This is a genomic window from Escherichia sp. WS3227_2, assembly GCF_046486495.1.
Lineage (GTDB): Bacteria > Pseudomonadota > Gammaproteobacteria > Enterobacterales > Enterobacteriaceae > Escherichia > Escherichia coli.
Window position 1 is genome coordinate 699,380 of record NZ_JBJQLG010000001.1, and the last position, 13,746, is coordinate 713,125.

The following is a 13,746-nucleotide window of genomic DNA, read 5'->3' on the forward strand; positions in this document are numbered from 1 at the left end:
GTGCAAAAAATGCGTAATATACGCCGCCTTGCAGTCACAGTATGGTCATTTCTTAACTCATGCGCATCGGACAATATCAGCTCAGAAATCGCCTGATCGCAGCGCCCATGGCTGGCATTACAGACAGACCTTTTCGGACGTTGTGCTACGAGATGGGAGCCGGATTGACAGTATCCGAGATGATGTCTTCTAACCCTCAGGTTTGGGAAAGCGACAAATCTCGTTTACGGATGGTGCACATTGATGAACCCGGTATTCGCACCGTGCAAATTGCTGGTAGCGATCCGAAAGAAATGGCAGATGCAGCACGTATTAACGTGGAAAGCGGTGCCCAGATTATTGATATCAATATGGGTTGCCCGGCTAAAAAAGTGAATCGCAAGCTCGCAGGTTCAGCCCTCTTGCAGTACCCGGATGTCGTTAAATCGATCCTTACCGAGGTCGTCAATGCAGTGGACGTTCCTGTTACCCTAAAAATTCGCACTGGCTGGGCACCGGAACACCGTAACTGCGAAGAGATTGCCCAACTGGCTGAAGACTGTGGCATTCAGGCTCTGACCATTCATGGCCGTACACGCGCCTGTTTGTTCAATGGAGAAGCTGAGTACGACAGTATTCGGGCAGTTAAGCAGAAAGTTTCCATTCCGGTTATCGCGAATGGTGACATTACTGACCCGCTTAAAGCCAGAGCTGTGCTCGACTATACAGGGGCGGATGCCCTGATGATAGGCCGCGCAGCTCAGGGAAGACCCTGGATCTTTCGGGAAATCCAGCATTATCTGGACACTGGGGAGTTGCTGCCCCCGCTGCCTTTGGCAGAGGTTAAGCGCTTGCTTTGCGCGCACGTTCGGGAACTGCATGACTTTTATGGTCCGGCAAAAGGGTACCGAATTGCACGTAAACACGTTTCCTGGTATCTCCAGGAACACGCTCCAAATGACCAGTTTCGGCGCACATTCAACGCCATTGAGGATGCCAGCGAACAGCTGGAGGCGTTGGAGGCATACTTCGAAAATTTTGCGTAAACAGAAATAAAGAGCTGACAGAACTATGTTCGAACAACGCGTAAATTCTGACGTACTGACCGTTTCTACCGTTAACTCTCAGGATCAGGTAACCCAAAAACCCCTGCGTGACTCGGTTAAACAGGCACTGAAGAACTATTTTGCTCAACTGAACGGTCAGGATGTGAATGACCTCTATGAGCTGGTACTGGCTGAAGTAGAACAGCCCCTGTTGGACATGGTGATGCAATACACCCGTGGTAACCAGACCCGTGCTGCGCTGATGATGGGCATCAACCGTGGTACGCTGCGTAAAAAATTGAAAAAATACGGCATGAACTAATTCAGGTTAGCTAAATGCTTGATTAAAAAGGCGCTACTCGGCATGGGGAAGCGCCTTTTTTATAGGTGTCACAAAGGGAGTGACCATGAGAACAGGATGTGAACCGACCCGATTTGGTAATGAAGCAAAGACCATCATCCAGGGTGATGCATTAACCGAACTTAAAAAGATCCCCGCCGAAAGTGTCGATCTGATCTTTGCCGACCCACCGTATAACATCGGTAAAAATTTTGATGGTCTGATCGAAGCCTGGAAAGAAGATCTGTTTATCGACTGGCTGTTTGAAGTGATTGCAGAGTGCCATCGCGTTCTGAAAAAGCAGGGCAGCATGTACATCATGAACAGCACGGAAAACATGCCCTTTATCGATCTCCAGTGCCGCAAGCTTTTTACCATCAAAAGTCGCATCGTCTGGTCATATGACAGTTCTGGAGTGCAGGCGAAAAAACACTACGGCTCCATGTACGAACCCATCCTGATGATGGTGAAAGACGCAAAGAACTACACATTCAACGGTGATGCTATTCTGGTAGAAGCCAAAACCGGATCGCAGCGCGCGTTGATCGATTATCGCAAAAATCCTCCACAGCCTTACAATCATCAAAAAGTACCGGGTAACGTCTGGGATTTTCCGCGCGTGCGTTATTTGATGGATGAATATGAAAACCACCCGACACAAAAACCGGAAGCCTTACTGAAACGCATTATTCTCGCCTCTTCCAACCCAGGCGATATCGTTCTCGACCCGTTTGCCGGTAGCTTTACTACCGGTGCCGTAGCCGTCGCCAGCGGGCGAAAATTCATTGGTATTGAGATCAACAGCGAGTACATCAAAATGGGGCTTCGACGGCTGGATGTCGCGTCGCATTACTCTGCGGAAGAACTGGCGAAAGTGAAAAAAAGAAAGACCGGCAATCTGTCAAAACGAAGCAGGTTAAGCGAAGTTGACCCCGATCTCATTGCAAAGTAAAGGAAGTGTAAGCCTGGTTTTCAGATTATTCATTTCGTGTATATTTCCTGCCAGACTTGGTTAAACATGCACAGGCTCAGGTAATGATTCGCAAGTATTGGTGGCTCGTCGTTTTCGCTGTCTTCGTTTTTCTGTTTGATACTTTACTGATGCAGTGGATTGAACTGCTGGCAACAGAAACAGACAAATGCCGCAATATGAACTCAGTTAATCCACTAAAATTGGTTAACTGTGACGAACTGAATTTTCAGGACAGAATGTGAATTTACATGACACTTAATTCATTCGTTTGATGAATTAATTTCGTTATGTTTTCATCTGGCATGAACATTCTTAATACGTTATCGACCAGAGCGGGGGCTTGTTTATAAAGATCATAACCCGCCATATTCATTAACCAGTTTTGAACAATTCCGCTGAAGGCACCATCAATAATAATCATCACAACATCTAAATCGAGATTATTTGCTATACAACCTTGTTGCTGACATGCCTGCAATACTTCGCGGAGAGTCTGCGGATTAAAGCCCATCTTTTCGCGTATCACTCCCTCTGCCAGCATCTCATCATTAAATTCACATTTGTGATATAAGATTTTCAGCAACGCCTGCTGGCGGGGAATTTTGGCAATATATTGCAAGCCAACAATCAATTTTTCACGCAATTGCTGAAACGGGTCATGCTCTAACCCAGCAGTCAAGTGATCCTGGATTAACTCCCGCAATGAAGGCTGTTGCAACCACATCTCATTAAACAGTTGGGTCTTGTTCTCGAAGTGCCAGTAGATAGCGCCACGCGTAACGTTAGCGGCGTCGGCAATGTCGTTGAGCGTCGTCTTGCTTACGCCATGCTGCGCAAACTGGGCGATGGCAGTTTCAATCAGTTCTTGCCGGGTCTTCAGGGCTTCAGCTTTGGTTCTTTTTGCCATGATTAATTATTCAGGAAATAAATATATTCGACACAGGATGAGAAAATAACGAAGGTTAATCTATCACCTAATGTATATTTATACGAGCGGCTAATATTGAGTTGCTATAAATCGTCAAATAAATAACGTTTATTATTTACCTAAAATACATTCACTCTATCAATATATATTTCAATTTACGAGGATTTGATTCTACCTCTTTCAACCCGCGTCAAAATAAAACAGTAGAATATTAATCTTTTTTTGTGTTTATGTGCCTTGAGACGCCAGTATTCATAACTATTCCTTACATCGACGAATGATAATTTGTAGGATAGCGAACTGTATTTTTCTTTCTGCGAGTTAACGCGTTGCCTTTTTGGGTAAATAACGCGCTTTTGGTTTTTTGAGGAATAGTAATGACGAAACATGCCAGGTTTTTCCTCCTGCCCTCCTTTATTCTGATCTCCGCGGCTTTAATCGCCGGTTGTAACGATAAGGGAGAAGAGAAAGCTCACGTCGGTGAACCGCAGGTTACCGTTCATATTGTGAATACGGCCCCGTTAGAAGTTAAGACTGAATTACCAGGCCGCACCAATGCTTACCGTATAGCCGAAGTTCGCCCACAGGTTAGCGGGATCGTACTGAGTCGCAATTTCACTGAAGGCAGCGATGTGCAAGCAGGCCAGTCTCTGTACCAGATCGATCCCGCGACCTATCAGGCAAGTTATGACAGCGCGAAAGGCGAACTGGCGAAAAGTGAAGCCGCCGCCGCCATCGCGCATTTGACGGTAAAACGTTACGTTCCGCTCGTGGGTACGAAATACATCAGTCAGCAGGAGTACGACCAGGCCATTGCTGATGCTCGCCAGGCCGATGCCGCCGTGATTGCCGCAAAAGCCACGGTCGAAAGCGCTCGCATCAATCTCGCTTATACCAAAGTAACTGCGCCAATTAGTGGACGTATCGGCAAATCGGCTGTGACCGAAGGCGCTCTTGTCACTAATGGGCAAACGACCGAACTGGCGACTGTCCAGCAGCTCGATCCTATCTATGTTGATGTGACCCAATCCAGCAACGATTTTATGAGGCTGAAGCAATCCGTAGAGCAAGGAAATTTGCATAAGGAAAACGCCACCAGCAACGTAGAGTTGGTCATGGAGAACGGTCAAACCTATCCCCTGAAAGGTACGCTGCAATTCTCCGATGTTACCGTTGATGAAAGCACCGGCTCCATAACCCTACGTGCCGTCTTCCCTAACCCGCAACATACGCTTTTACCTGGTATGTTTGTGCGCGCACGGATTGATGAAGGCATCCAATCTGATGCCATTCTTATCCCGCAACAAGGCGTTAGCCGCACACCGCGTGGTGATGCAACCGTGCTGATTGTTAACGATAAAAGTCAGGTTGAAGCGCGCCCTGTCGTTGCCAGCCAGGCGATTGGCGATAAATGGTTGATTAGCGAAGGGCTGAAATCTGGCGATCAAGTCATTGTCAGCGGCCTGCAAAAAGCTCGTCCGGGAGAGCAGGTTAAAGCCACTACCGATACCCCCGCAGATTCTGCATCGAAGTAAGGCAATCTGACATGGCAAACTTTTTTATTCGACGACCGATATTTGCATGGGTGCTGGCCATTATTCTGATGATGGCGGGTGTACTGGCGATCCTACAATTGCCCGTCGCCCAATACCCAACCATTGCGCCGCCTGCAGTTTCTGTTTCGGCAAACTATCCGGGCGCTGATGCGCAGACCGTGCAGGATACGGTGACGCAGGTTATCGAACAGAATATGAATGGTATCGATAACCTGATGTATATGTCCTCCACCAGCGATTCTGCCGGTAGCGTGACAATTACCCTTACCTTCCAGTCTGGGACCGATCCTGATATCGCGCAAGTGCAGGTGCAGAACAAACTCCAGCTCGCCACGCCGTTGCTGCCGCAGGAGGTACAGCAGCAGGGGATCAGTGTTGAAAAGTCCAGTAGCAGCTATTTGATGGTGGCGGGCTTTGTCTCTGATAACCCAGGCACCACACAGGACGATATCTCGGACTATGTGGCCTCTAACGTTAAAGATACGCTTAGCCGTCTGAATGGCGTCGGTGACGTACAACTTTTCGGCGCACAGTATGCGATGCGTATCTGGTTGGACGCCGATCTGCTAAACAAATACAAACTGACGCCGGTTGATGTGATTAACCAGTTGAAGGTACAGAACGATCAGATCGCTGCCGGACAGTTGGGCGGAACGCCAGCGTTACCAGGGCAACAGTTGAACGCCTCGATTATTGCTCAGACGCGGTTAAAAAATCCGGAAGAATTCGGCAAAGTGACCTTGCGCGTAAACAGTGACGGCTCGGTGGTACGCCTGAAAGATGTCGCACGGGTTGAACTTGGCGGTGAAAACTATAACGTTATCGCTCGCATCAACGGTAAACCGGCGGCGGGCCTGGGTATTAAGCTGGCAACCGGCGCGAATGCTCTCGATACCGCGAAAGCCATTAAGGCAAAACTGGCGGAATTACAGCCATTCTTCCCGCAGGGAATGAAGGTTCTCTACCCTTATGACACCACACCATTCGTCCAGCTTTCTATTCACGAAGTGGTAAAAACGCTGTTCGAAGCTATTATGCTGGTGTTCCTGGTGATGTATCTGTTCTTGCAGAATATGCGAGCAACGCTGATCCCCACCATTGCGGTACCCGTGGTGTTGTTAGGGACGTTTGCCATCCTCGCCGCTTTTGGTTACTCCATCAACACACTAACGATGTTCGGGATGGTGCTTGCCATCGGGCTGCTCGTCGATGATGCGATAGTGGTGGTGGAGAACGTCGAGCGCGTGATGATGGAGGATAAGCTCCCGCCAAAAGAAGCGACGGAAAAATCAATGTCGCAAATCCAGGGCGCACTGGTGGGTATCGCGATGGTGCTGTCAGCGGTATTTATTCCAATGGCATTCTTCGGCGGTTCTACTGGGGCAATTTATCGCCAGTTCTCTATCACCATCGTTTCGGCAATGGCGCTTTCTGTTCTGGTGGCATTGATTCTTACCCCAGCGTTATGTGCAACACTGCTCAAACCCGTCTCTGCTGAGCATCACGAAAATAAGGGCGGTTTCTTCGGCTGGTTTAATACCACCTTCGATCATAGCGTTAACCACTACACCAACAGCGTCGGCAAAATCCTCGGTTCCACAGGACGATATTTACTGATCTATGCACTAATTGTTGCAGGAATGGTGGTGTTGTTTTTACGTCTTCCGTCTTCCTTCTTACCTGAAGAGGATCAGGGTGTCTTTCTGACTATGATTCAGTTACCCGCTGGCGCGACGCAAGAGCGGACGCAAAAAGTACTGGATCAAGTGACGGATTACTATCTGAAGAACGAGAAAGCGAACGTTGAAAGTGTCTTTACGGTTAACGGCTTTAGCTTCAGCGGCCAGGCACAAAACGCCGGTATGGCTTTCGTCAGTCTGAAACCGTGGGAAGAGCGTAGTGGTGACGAAAACAGTGCGGAAGCGGTAATCCATCGTGCCAAAATGGAATTGGGCAAGATCCGCGACGGTTTTGTCATTCCATTCAATATGCCAGCCATTGTTGAACTGGGCACGGCAACGGGTTTCGACTTTGAGTTAATTGATCAGGCTGGGCTGGGTCATGATGCCCTGACCCAGGCCCGTAACCAGTTGCTTGGCATGGCGGCGCAACATCCTGCCAGCTTAGTCAGCGTGCGTCCTAATGGTCTGGAAGACACCGCGCAGTTTAAACTGGAAGTTGACCAGGAAAAGGCGCAGGCATTAGGTGTTTCACTTTCTGACATCAATCAGACCATTTCAACGGCGTTGGGTGGGACTTACGTTAACGACTTCATTGACCGTGGTCGCGTGAAAAAGGTGTATGTTCAGGCGGATGCCAAATTCCGTATGCTGCCAGAAGATGTCGATAAACTTTATGTCCGCAGCGCCAACGGCGAAATGGTGCCATTCTCGGCCTTTACCACTGCACATTGGGTGTATGGCTCTCCGCGACTGGAGCGCTACAACGGTCTGCCGTCAATGGAGATTCAGGGGGAAGCCGCGCCAGGAACCAGTTCCGGCGATGCCATGGCGTTGATGGAAAACCTTGCATCACAATTACCAGCTGGCATTGGTTATGACTGGACGGGTATGTCATATCAGGAACGCTTATCGGGAAACCAAGCTCCCGCTCTGGTAGCAATTTCCTTTGTGGTTGTTTTCCTGTGCCTTGCTGCACTCTATGAAAGCTGGTCAATTCCTGTCTCGGTTATGTTGGTCGTGCCGTTAGGGATTGTCGGCGTGCTACTGGCGGCGACACTCTTTAATCAAAAAAATGACGTCTACTTTATGGTGGGCTTGCTAACGACAATTGGCTTGTCGGCTAAAAACGCTATTTTGATTGTTGAGTTCGCTAAAGATCTCATGGAGAAAGAGGGTAAAGGTGTTGTTGAAGCGACACTAATGGCAGTACGTATGCGTCTGCGTCCTATCCTGATGACCTCTCTCGCCTTTATTCTCGGCGTATTACCGCTAGCTATCAGTAACGGTGCCGGCAGTGGCGCGCAGAACGCAGTGGGTATCGGAGTAATGGGCGGGATGGTTTCTGCAACGTTGCTGGCAATCTTCTTCGTGCCGGTGTTCTTTGTGGTGATCCGCCGTTGCTTTAAAGGATAAATCAGAAACATAAAGGCACTTTCGGGTGCCTTTATTATTTTCAGTGAAACCCATAAAAATTAATAAGATATTCTTCTTCTCACTCTTTAAAAACTTTCTATAGTTCCCGCTTCCTTCACTATTTTTACAATTCACATAATTTGTCATTATTCATTCCGCAAGATTTATAACCTCCAGTGATAAAATGGCATTCAGCTCGTTAATAAGAGAGTTAACTTATTAAGCGTTAGCGTTTATTACTGAGGTAACACTATGAAAAGATTAATTCCTGTGGCATTGCTCACCGCATTGCTGGCGGGCTGTGCTCACGATTCGCCCTGCGTTCCGGTTTATGACGATCAGGGTCGACTGGTTCACACTAATACCTGTATGAAAGGCACGACTCAGGATAACTGGGAAACGGCTGGGGCTATTGCTGGCGGGGCAGCAGCTGTTGCTGGCCTGACGATGGGGATCATCGCTCTGTCGAAATAACTGCACAGGGCGCGGAGTACCGCACTCTGTTTAACGATACAGTATCTCTCCATAAGATAAAATATTGCTATATTCTTCTGGGTAATTCCCTCCTGATTTAGCATGTTATATCGCGTTATTTCGCTGCTTTCGAAATAACGCATCGATTTAATTTTCACACTTCCCACCAGAATTATACTCACGCTAACAATCATTATTCTGCTTAGTAAAAAACGCGTAAATATTTTGCGCCAAAATGTGGCGCATGTTTCATTTTCGCACCATTGCGGGGCGCTGTTTTTATTATTTCCTGTCTACACTCAGCTTATTGCGACGCGAAATCGTGCGCAAAAGCTGGCACTACTTTTGCTTATAAGAGGATGGCCACAGACAGGTAAAAGACGTTTCCCAAACGTCCTATAACGATAATTTTCGCCTCACAGGAAGCATTATGAAAAAGATGATGATAGCCACACTGGCTGCCGCCAGCGTGCTGCTTGCCGTTGCAAATCAGGCGCATGCTGGCGCGACGCTTGATGCCGTTCAGAAAAAAGGTTTTGTGCAATGCGGGATCAGTGATGGATTACCTGGGTTCTCTTATGCCGATGCTGACGGTAAGTTTTCAGGTATTGATGTAGATGTTTGTCGTGGTGTTGCGGCAGCTGTATTTGGTGACGACACGAAAGTGAAATATACCCCGCTCACTGCAAAAGAACGCTTCACGGCTTTACAGTCAGGGGAGGTGGATTTGCTCTCCCGTAATACGACCTGGACTTCATCACGCGACGCAGGAATGGGAATGGCATTTACTGGCGTCACTTATTACGACGGCATTGGCTTCCTGACGCACGATAAAGCGGGGCTAAAAAGCGCGAAAGAACTGGATGGCGCTACCGTCTGTATTCAGGCGGGTACTGATACCGAACTCAATGTTGCCGATTACTTCAAGGCAAACAATATGAAGTACACACCAGTGACTTTCGATCGCTCTGACGAATCAGCGAAGGCACTGGAATCTGGTCGCTGCGATACGCTAGCCTCGGATCAATCACAACTGTATGCCCTGCGCATCAAATTAAGCAACCCGGCTGAATGGATTGTCTTACCGGAAGTTATCTCTAAAGAACCGCTTGGGCCGGTAGTTCGTCGTGGCGATGATGAATGGTTCTCGATTGTACGCTGGACGCTTTTCGCCATGCTGAATGCTGAAGAGATGGGCGTTAACTCGCAAAACGTCGATGAAAAAGCGGCTAATCCAGCAACGCCTGATATGGCACATCTGCTGGGTAAAGAAGGCGATTACGGCAAGGATCTGAAGCTGGATAATAAATGGGCTTACAGCATTATCAAACAGGTGGGTAACTACTCGGAAATTTTTGAGCGTAACGTAGGTTCAGAAAGCCCGCTGAAAATTAAACGTGGGCAAAATAATCTCTGGAATAACGGCGGTATTCAGTACGCGCCGCCCGTGCGTTAAGTCGGTGTGAGGTAACGAGCGTCGCTACGGCGGCGCTCTCTTCAGCGTTATGCTTTCCGAGGTTTCTATGTCTCATCGCCGCTCAACCGTTAAAGGCTCACTCTCCTTTGCCAACCCTACGGTTCGCGCCTGGTTATTCCAGATCTTTGCCGTTGTTGCTGTTGTCGGAATTGTTGGTTGGCTATTTCACAACACTGTGACGAATCTCAGTAATCGTGGCATTACTTCAGGTTTTGCCTTTCTGGATCGCGGCGCTGGCTTCGGTATTGTCCAGCATTTGATCGATTACCAGCAGGGTGATACCTACGGACGCGTTTTCATTGTTGGCTTACTCAATACGCTACTGGTTTCTGCATTGTGTATTGTATTCGCTTCTGTTCTGGGCTTCTTTATGGGTCTGGCGCGACTTTCGGATAACTGGCTGCTACGAAAGCTTTCCACAATTTATATTGAGATCTTCCGTAATATTCCGCCGCTGCTGCAAATCTTCTTCTGGTACTTTGCCGTGTTGCGCAATTTGCCCGGACCACGCCAGGCTGTGAGCGCGTTTGATCTGGCCTTTTTGAGCAATCGTGGGCTTTATATTCCGTCACCGCAGCTGGGAGACGGATTTATTGCGTTTATCCTGGCTGTTGTTATGGCTATAGTCCTTTCTGTTGGGCTATTCCGCTTTAATAAAACGTACCAGATAAAGACCGGACAATTGCGCCGAACCTGGCCGGTCGCCGTTATGTTGATCATAGGTTTGCCTTTACTGGCGCAATGGCTTTTTGGCGCAGCACTACACTGGGATGTTCCAGCCCTACGAGGCTTTAACTTCCGTGGCGGGATGGTTTTAATTCCTGAACTGGCAGCCTTAACGCTGGCGCTTTCGGTTTATACCTCTGCATTTATCGCCGAGATTATCCGCGCTGGGATCCAGGCAGTGCCTTATGGTCAACATGAAGCGGCTCGGTCACTGGGATTACCCAATCCGGTTACGCTACGCCAGGTCATTATTCCCCAGGCACTGCGAGTGATTATTCCGCCGTTAACCAGCCAGTATCTCAACATCGTCAAAAACTCCTCTCTTGCCGCCGCTATTGGCTATCCGGATATGGTTTCGCTGTTTGCTGGCACCGTGCTGAACCAGACGGGGCAAGCCATCGAGACGATAGCCATGACCATGTCGGTCTATCTGATTATCAGCCTGACTATCTCGCTGCTGATGAATATCTATAACCGCCGCATCGCGATCGTTGAACGCTAAGGAGTCATGATGACAAAAGTATTGCTGTCTCATCCCCCGCGCCCGGCGAGCCATAACTCAAGCCGCGCGATGGTGTGGGTGCGAAAAAATCTGTTCTCCAGCTGGAGCAATAGCCTGCTGACTATTGGCTGCATATGGTTGATGTGGGAACTGATTCCACCGTTGCTGAACTGGGCATTTTTGCAGGCTAACTGGGTTGGCTCAACGCGTACCGACTGCACAAAAGCCGGTGCCTGTTGGGTCTTCATCCACGAACGATTTGGTCAGTTTATGTATGGGCTTTACCCACACGACCAACGCTGGCGAATTAACCTCGCATTACTGATTGGGCTTGTGTCGATCGCACCAATGTTCTGGAAAATACTCCCGCATCGCGGTCGCTATATTGCGGTATGGGCGGTGATTTACCCACTGATTGTCTGGTGGCTGATGTATGGCGGGTTTCTTGGTCTTGAGCGGGTTGAAACCCGGCAATGGGGCGGGCTGACGCTAACTTTAATTATTGCATCAGTTGGGATTGCGGGGGCGCTGCCGTGGGGGATCTTACTGGCGTTAGGTCGCCGCTCCCATATGCCGATTGTGCGTATCTTATCGGTCATTTTTATCGAGTTCTGGCGCGGTGTACCGCTGATTACCGTTCTGTTTATGTCTTCGGTCATGCTGCCGTTGTTTATGGCAGAAGGCACCAGTATCGACAAATTGATCCGCGCGCTGGTTGGCGTGATCCTGTTTCAGTCAGCATATGTTGCGGAAGTCGTGCGAGGCGGATTACAGGCGCTGCCTAAAGGGCAATATGAAGCGGCAGAGTCGCTGGCGTTGGGTTACTGGAAAACTCAGGGGCTGGTTACTCTGCCACAGGCGTTGAAGCTGGTAATTCCTGGGCTGGTAAATACCATCATCGCACTCTTCAAAGATACCAGCCTGGTGATCATTATCGGGTTGTTCGATCTTTTCAGTAGCGTTCAGCAGGCAACCGTTGATCCCGCCTGGTTGGGTATGTCGACGGAAGGGTATGTTTTCGCCGCGCTGATCTACTGGATCTTCTGTTTCAGCATGTCACGTTATAGCCAACATCTGGAAAAACGTTTTAACACCGGGCGTACACCGCATTGAGGACACTATGAGCCAAATTTTACTGCAACCTGCTAACGCGATGATTACGCTGGAAAACGTCAATAAATGGTATGGACAATTCCATGTTTTGAAAAATATAAATTTAACCGTGCAACCGGGAGAACGGATCGTTCTGTGTGGCCCTTCTGGTTCCGGTAAATCGACAACCATTCGTTGTATTAATCATCTGGAAGAACATCAACAGGGACGGATCGTGGTGGATGGCATCGAACTTAATGAAGATATCCGCAATATTGAGCGCGTCAGGCAGGAAGTGGGAATGGTCTTTCAGCATTTCAATCTCTTCCCTCATCTGACCGTTCTACAGAACTGTACCCTGGCACCGATTTGGGTACGCAAGATGCCTAAGAAAGAGGCTGAAGATCTGGCGTTGCATTACCTTGAGCGGGTGAGAATTGCCGAACATGCCCAGAAGTTTCCCGGACAGATTTCTGGTGGTCAGCAGCAACGCGTTGCCATAGCACGTTCACTTTGTATGAAACCAAAGATCATGCTATTTGATGAACCTACGTCAGCGCTCGATCCGGAGATGGTGAAAGAAGTGCTGGATACGATGATTGGGCTGGCGCAGTCGGGTATGACAATGTTGTGTGTAACACATGAGATGGGGTTTGCACGAACCGTCGCTGACAGGGTGATTTTTATGGATCGTGGGGAGATAGTGGAACAAGCTGCACCGGATGAGTTTTTTGCGCATCCTAAATCAGAGCGTACGAGGGCATTTTTATCGCAGGTGATCCATTAATTGAATGTTAGTTCGAAAAGCAAAAAGGCCATCCTTTCGGATGGCCTTTCGCTTGATTTGATGTCTGGCAGTTTATGGCGGGCGTCCTGCCCGCCACCCTCCGGGCCGTTGCTTCGCAACGTTCAAATCCGCTCCCGGCGGATTTGTCCTACTCGGGAGAGTGTTCACCGACAAACAACAAATAAAACAAAAGGCCCAGTCTTCCGACTGAGCCTTTTGTTTTATTTGATGTCTGGCAGTTCCCTACTCTCGCATGGGGAGACCCCACACTACCATCGGCGCTACGGCGTTTCACTTCTGAGTTCGGCATGGGGTCAGGTGGGACCACCGCGCTACTGCCGCCAGACAAATTCTTTTCTAATCTGCCGAACTTTAACCTAAAAAGTGGTGCTGATACCCAGAGTCGAACTGGGGACCTCACCCTTACCAAGGGTGCGCTCTACCAACTGAGCCATATCAGCACGCTAAATTTGATGCCTGGCAGTTCCCTACTCTCGCATGGGGAGACCCCACACTACCATCGGCGCTACGGCGTTTCACTTCTGAGTTCGGCATGGGGTCAGGTGGGACCACCGCGCTAAGGCCGCCAGGCAAATTCTGTTTCATCAGACCGCTTCTGCGTTCTGATTTAATCTGTATCAGGCTGAAAATCTTCTCTCAATCCGCCAAAACATCTTCGGCGTTGTAAGGTTAAGCCTCACGGTTCATTAGTACCGGTTAGCTCAACGCATCGCTGCGCTTACACACCCGGCCTATCAACGTCGTCGTCTT

General features: G+C 48.9%; 12 protein-coding genes, 1 tRNA gene and 3 rRNA genes. 11 read left to right on the plus strand and 5 right to left on the minus strand.

All coding sequences use genetic code 11. From position 1 onward, the window contains the following. Positions 1-59: 59 nt before the first annotated feature. The 4 genes from dusB (at position 60) to ACJHXB_RS03405 (ending at position 2,580) form a co-directional block, all read left to right on the plus strand. Entirely contained in the window at positions 60-1,025 is a 966-nt protein-coding gene (dusB, locus tag ACJHXB_RS03390; protein ID WP_001219652.1) for a tRNA dihydrouridine synthase DusB, read from the plus strand. 25 nt (positions 1,026-1,050) lie between these two features. Further along, positions 1,051-1,347: a DNA-binding transcriptional regulator Fis gene (gene fis / locus ACJHXB_RS03395; protein ID WP_000462905.1), complete on the plus strand. Its 297-nt coding sequence runs from the start codon at positions 1,051-1,053 to the stop codon at positions 1,345-1,347. Between the two features lie 85 nt (positions 1,348-1,432). Beyond that, positions 1,433-2,317 (plus strand): adenine-specific DNA-methyltransferase, encoded by an 885-nt coding sequence (gene yhdJ, locus ACJHXB_RS03400; RefSeq protein ID WP_001258942.1) that lies wholly within the window; start codon positions 1,433-1,435, stop codon positions 2,315-2,317. Positions 2,318-2,400: 83 nt separating this feature from the next. Beyond that, positions 2,401-2,580, plus strand: a complete 180-nt coding sequence (locus tag ACJHXB_RS03405; RefSeq protein WP_001295275.1) for a DUF2556 family protein — start codon at positions 2,401-2,403, stop codon at positions 2,578-2,580. A gap of 2 nt (positions 2,581-2,582) precedes the next feature. Here ACJHXB_RS03405 and acrS read toward each other — a convergent pair whose 3' ends face one another. Then, positions 2,583-3,245 (minus strand): multidrug efflux transporter transcriptional repressor AcrS, encoded by a 663-nt coding sequence (gene acrS / locus ACJHXB_RS03410; protein ID WP_001129504.1) that lies wholly within the window; start codon positions 3,243-3,245, stop codon positions 2,583-2,585. 398 nt (positions 3,246-3,643) lie between these two features. On the opposite strand from acrS, the gene acrE reads away from it, so the two are divergent. The 7 genes from acrE to ACJHXB_RS03445 all read left to right on the plus strand — a co-directional run bounded on the left by acrE (position 3,644) and on the right by ACJHXB_RS03445 (position 12,975). Further along, the gene (gene acrE / locus ACJHXB_RS03415) at positions 3,644-4,801 is read left to right on the plus strand and encodes a multidrug efflux RND transporter periplasmic adaptor subunit AcrE (protein WP_000160370.1); all 1,158 of its coding nucleotides are present in this window, start codon (positions 3,644-3,646) and stop codon (positions 4,799-4,801) included. Positions 4,802-4,812: 11 nt separating this feature from the next. After that, a complete protein-coding gene (gene acrF / locus ACJHXB_RS03420; protein WP_001273305.1) occupies positions 4,813-7,917 on the plus strand; it encodes a multidrug efflux RND transporter permease subunit AcrF in 3,105 nt (1,034 codons plus the stop codon). Positions 7,918-8,169: 252 nt separating this feature from the next. Then, positions 8,170-8,391 (plus strand): membrane protein, encoded by a 222-nt coding sequence (locus tag ACJHXB_RS03425; RefSeq protein WP_000825639.1) that lies wholly within the window; start codon positions 8,170-8,172, stop codon positions 8,389-8,391. 430 nt (positions 8,392-8,821) lie between these two features. After that, the gene (locus ACJHXB_RS03430; RefSeq protein ID WP_000738585.1) at positions 8,822-9,847 is read left to right on the plus strand and encodes an amino acid ABC transporter substrate-binding protein; all 1,026 of its coding nucleotides are present in this window, start codon (positions 8,822-8,824) and stop codon (positions 9,845-9,847) included. A gap of 67 nt (positions 9,848-9,914) precedes the next feature. After that, positions 9,915-11,096, plus strand: coding sequence for an amino acid ABC transporter permease (locus ACJHXB_RS03435; protein WP_410233462.1), 1,182 nt, complete (start codon positions 9,915-9,917; stop codon positions 11,094-11,096). Positions 11,097-11,105: 9 nt separating this feature from the next. Next, the gene (locus ACJHXB_RS03440) at positions 11,106-12,209 is read left to right on the plus strand and encodes an amino acid ABC transporter permease (protein WP_001469267.1); all 1,104 of its coding nucleotides are present in this window, start codon (positions 11,106-11,108) and stop codon (positions 12,207-12,209) included. Positions 12,210-12,216: 7 nt separating this feature from the next. Next, positions 12,217-12,975, plus strand: a complete 759-nt coding sequence (locus tag ACJHXB_RS03445) for an amino acid ABC transporter ATP-binding protein (protein ID WP_000078348.1) — start codon at positions 12,217-12,219, stop codon at positions 12,973-12,975. A 230-nt stretch (positions 12,976-13,205) separates the two neighbouring features. Here the strand turns inward: ACJHXB_RS03445 and rrf (ACJHXB_RS03450) are convergent. From rrf (ACJHXB_RS03450) to ACJHXB_RS03465, 4 genes are all read right to left on the minus strand, one after another. Next, a 5S ribosomal RNA gene (gene rrf / locus ACJHXB_RS03450) occupies positions 13,206-13,321 on the minus strand. A gap of 39 nt (positions 13,322-13,360) precedes the next feature. Continuing rightward, positions 13,361-13,436: transfer RNA gene (locus ACJHXB_RS03455), tRNA-Thr, on the minus strand. Positions 13,437-13,450: 14 nt separating this feature from the next. Further along, positions 13,451-13,566, minus strand: a 5S ribosomal RNA gene (gene rrf / locus ACJHXB_RS03460). A 95-nt stretch (positions 13,567-13,661) separates the two neighbouring features. Then, a 23S ribosomal RNA gene (locus tag ACJHXB_RS03465) occupies positions 13,662-13,746 on the minus strand; the annotation flags it as partial.

Bases quoted from the DNA above. Each gene is read 5' to 3' on its own strand.
- dusB (WP_001219652.1), top strand. From the start codon at position 60: ATGCGCATCGGACAATATCAGCTCAGAAATCGCCTGATCGCAGCGCCC.
- fis (WP_000462905.1), top strand. From the start codon at position 1,051: ATGTTCGAACAACGCGTAAATTCTGACGTACTGACCGTTTCTACCGTT.
- yhdJ (WP_001258942.1), top strand. From the start codon at position 1,433: ATGAGAACAGGATGTGAACCGACCCGATTTGGTAATGAAGCAAAGACC.
- ACJHXB_RS03405 (WP_001295275.1), top strand. From the start codon at position 2,401: ATGATTCGCAAGTATTGGTGGCTCGTCGTTTTCGCTGTCTTCGTTTTT.
- acrS (WP_001129504.1), bottom strand. From the start codon at position 3,245: ATGGCAAAAAGAACCAAAGCTGAAGCCCTGAAGACCCGGCAAGAACTG.
- acrE (WP_000160370.1), top strand. From the start codon at position 3,644: ATGACGAAACATGCCAGGTTTTTCCTCCTGCCCTCCTTTATTCTGATC.
- acrF (WP_001273305.1), top strand. From the start codon at position 4,813: ATGGCAAACTTTTTTATTCGACGACCGATATTTGCATGGGTGCTGGCC.
- ACJHXB_RS03425 (WP_000825639.1), top strand. From the start codon at position 8,170: ATGAAAAGATTAATTCCTGTGGCATTGCTCACCGCATTGCTGGCGGGC.
- ACJHXB_RS03430 (WP_000738585.1), top strand. From the start codon at position 8,822: ATGAAAAAGATGATGATAGCCACACTGGCTGCCGCCAGCGTGCTGCTT.
- ACJHXB_RS03435 (WP_410233462.1), top strand. From the start codon at position 9,915: ATGTCTCATCGCCGCTCAACCGTTAAAGGCTCACTCTCCTTTGCCAAC.
- ACJHXB_RS03440 (WP_001469267.1), top strand. From the start codon at position 11,106: ATGACAAAAGTATTGCTGTCTCATCCCCCGCGCCCGGCGAGCCATAAC.
- ACJHXB_RS03445 (WP_000078348.1), top strand. From the start codon at position 12,217: ATGAGCCAAATTTTACTGCAACCTGCTAACGCGATGATTACGCTGGAA.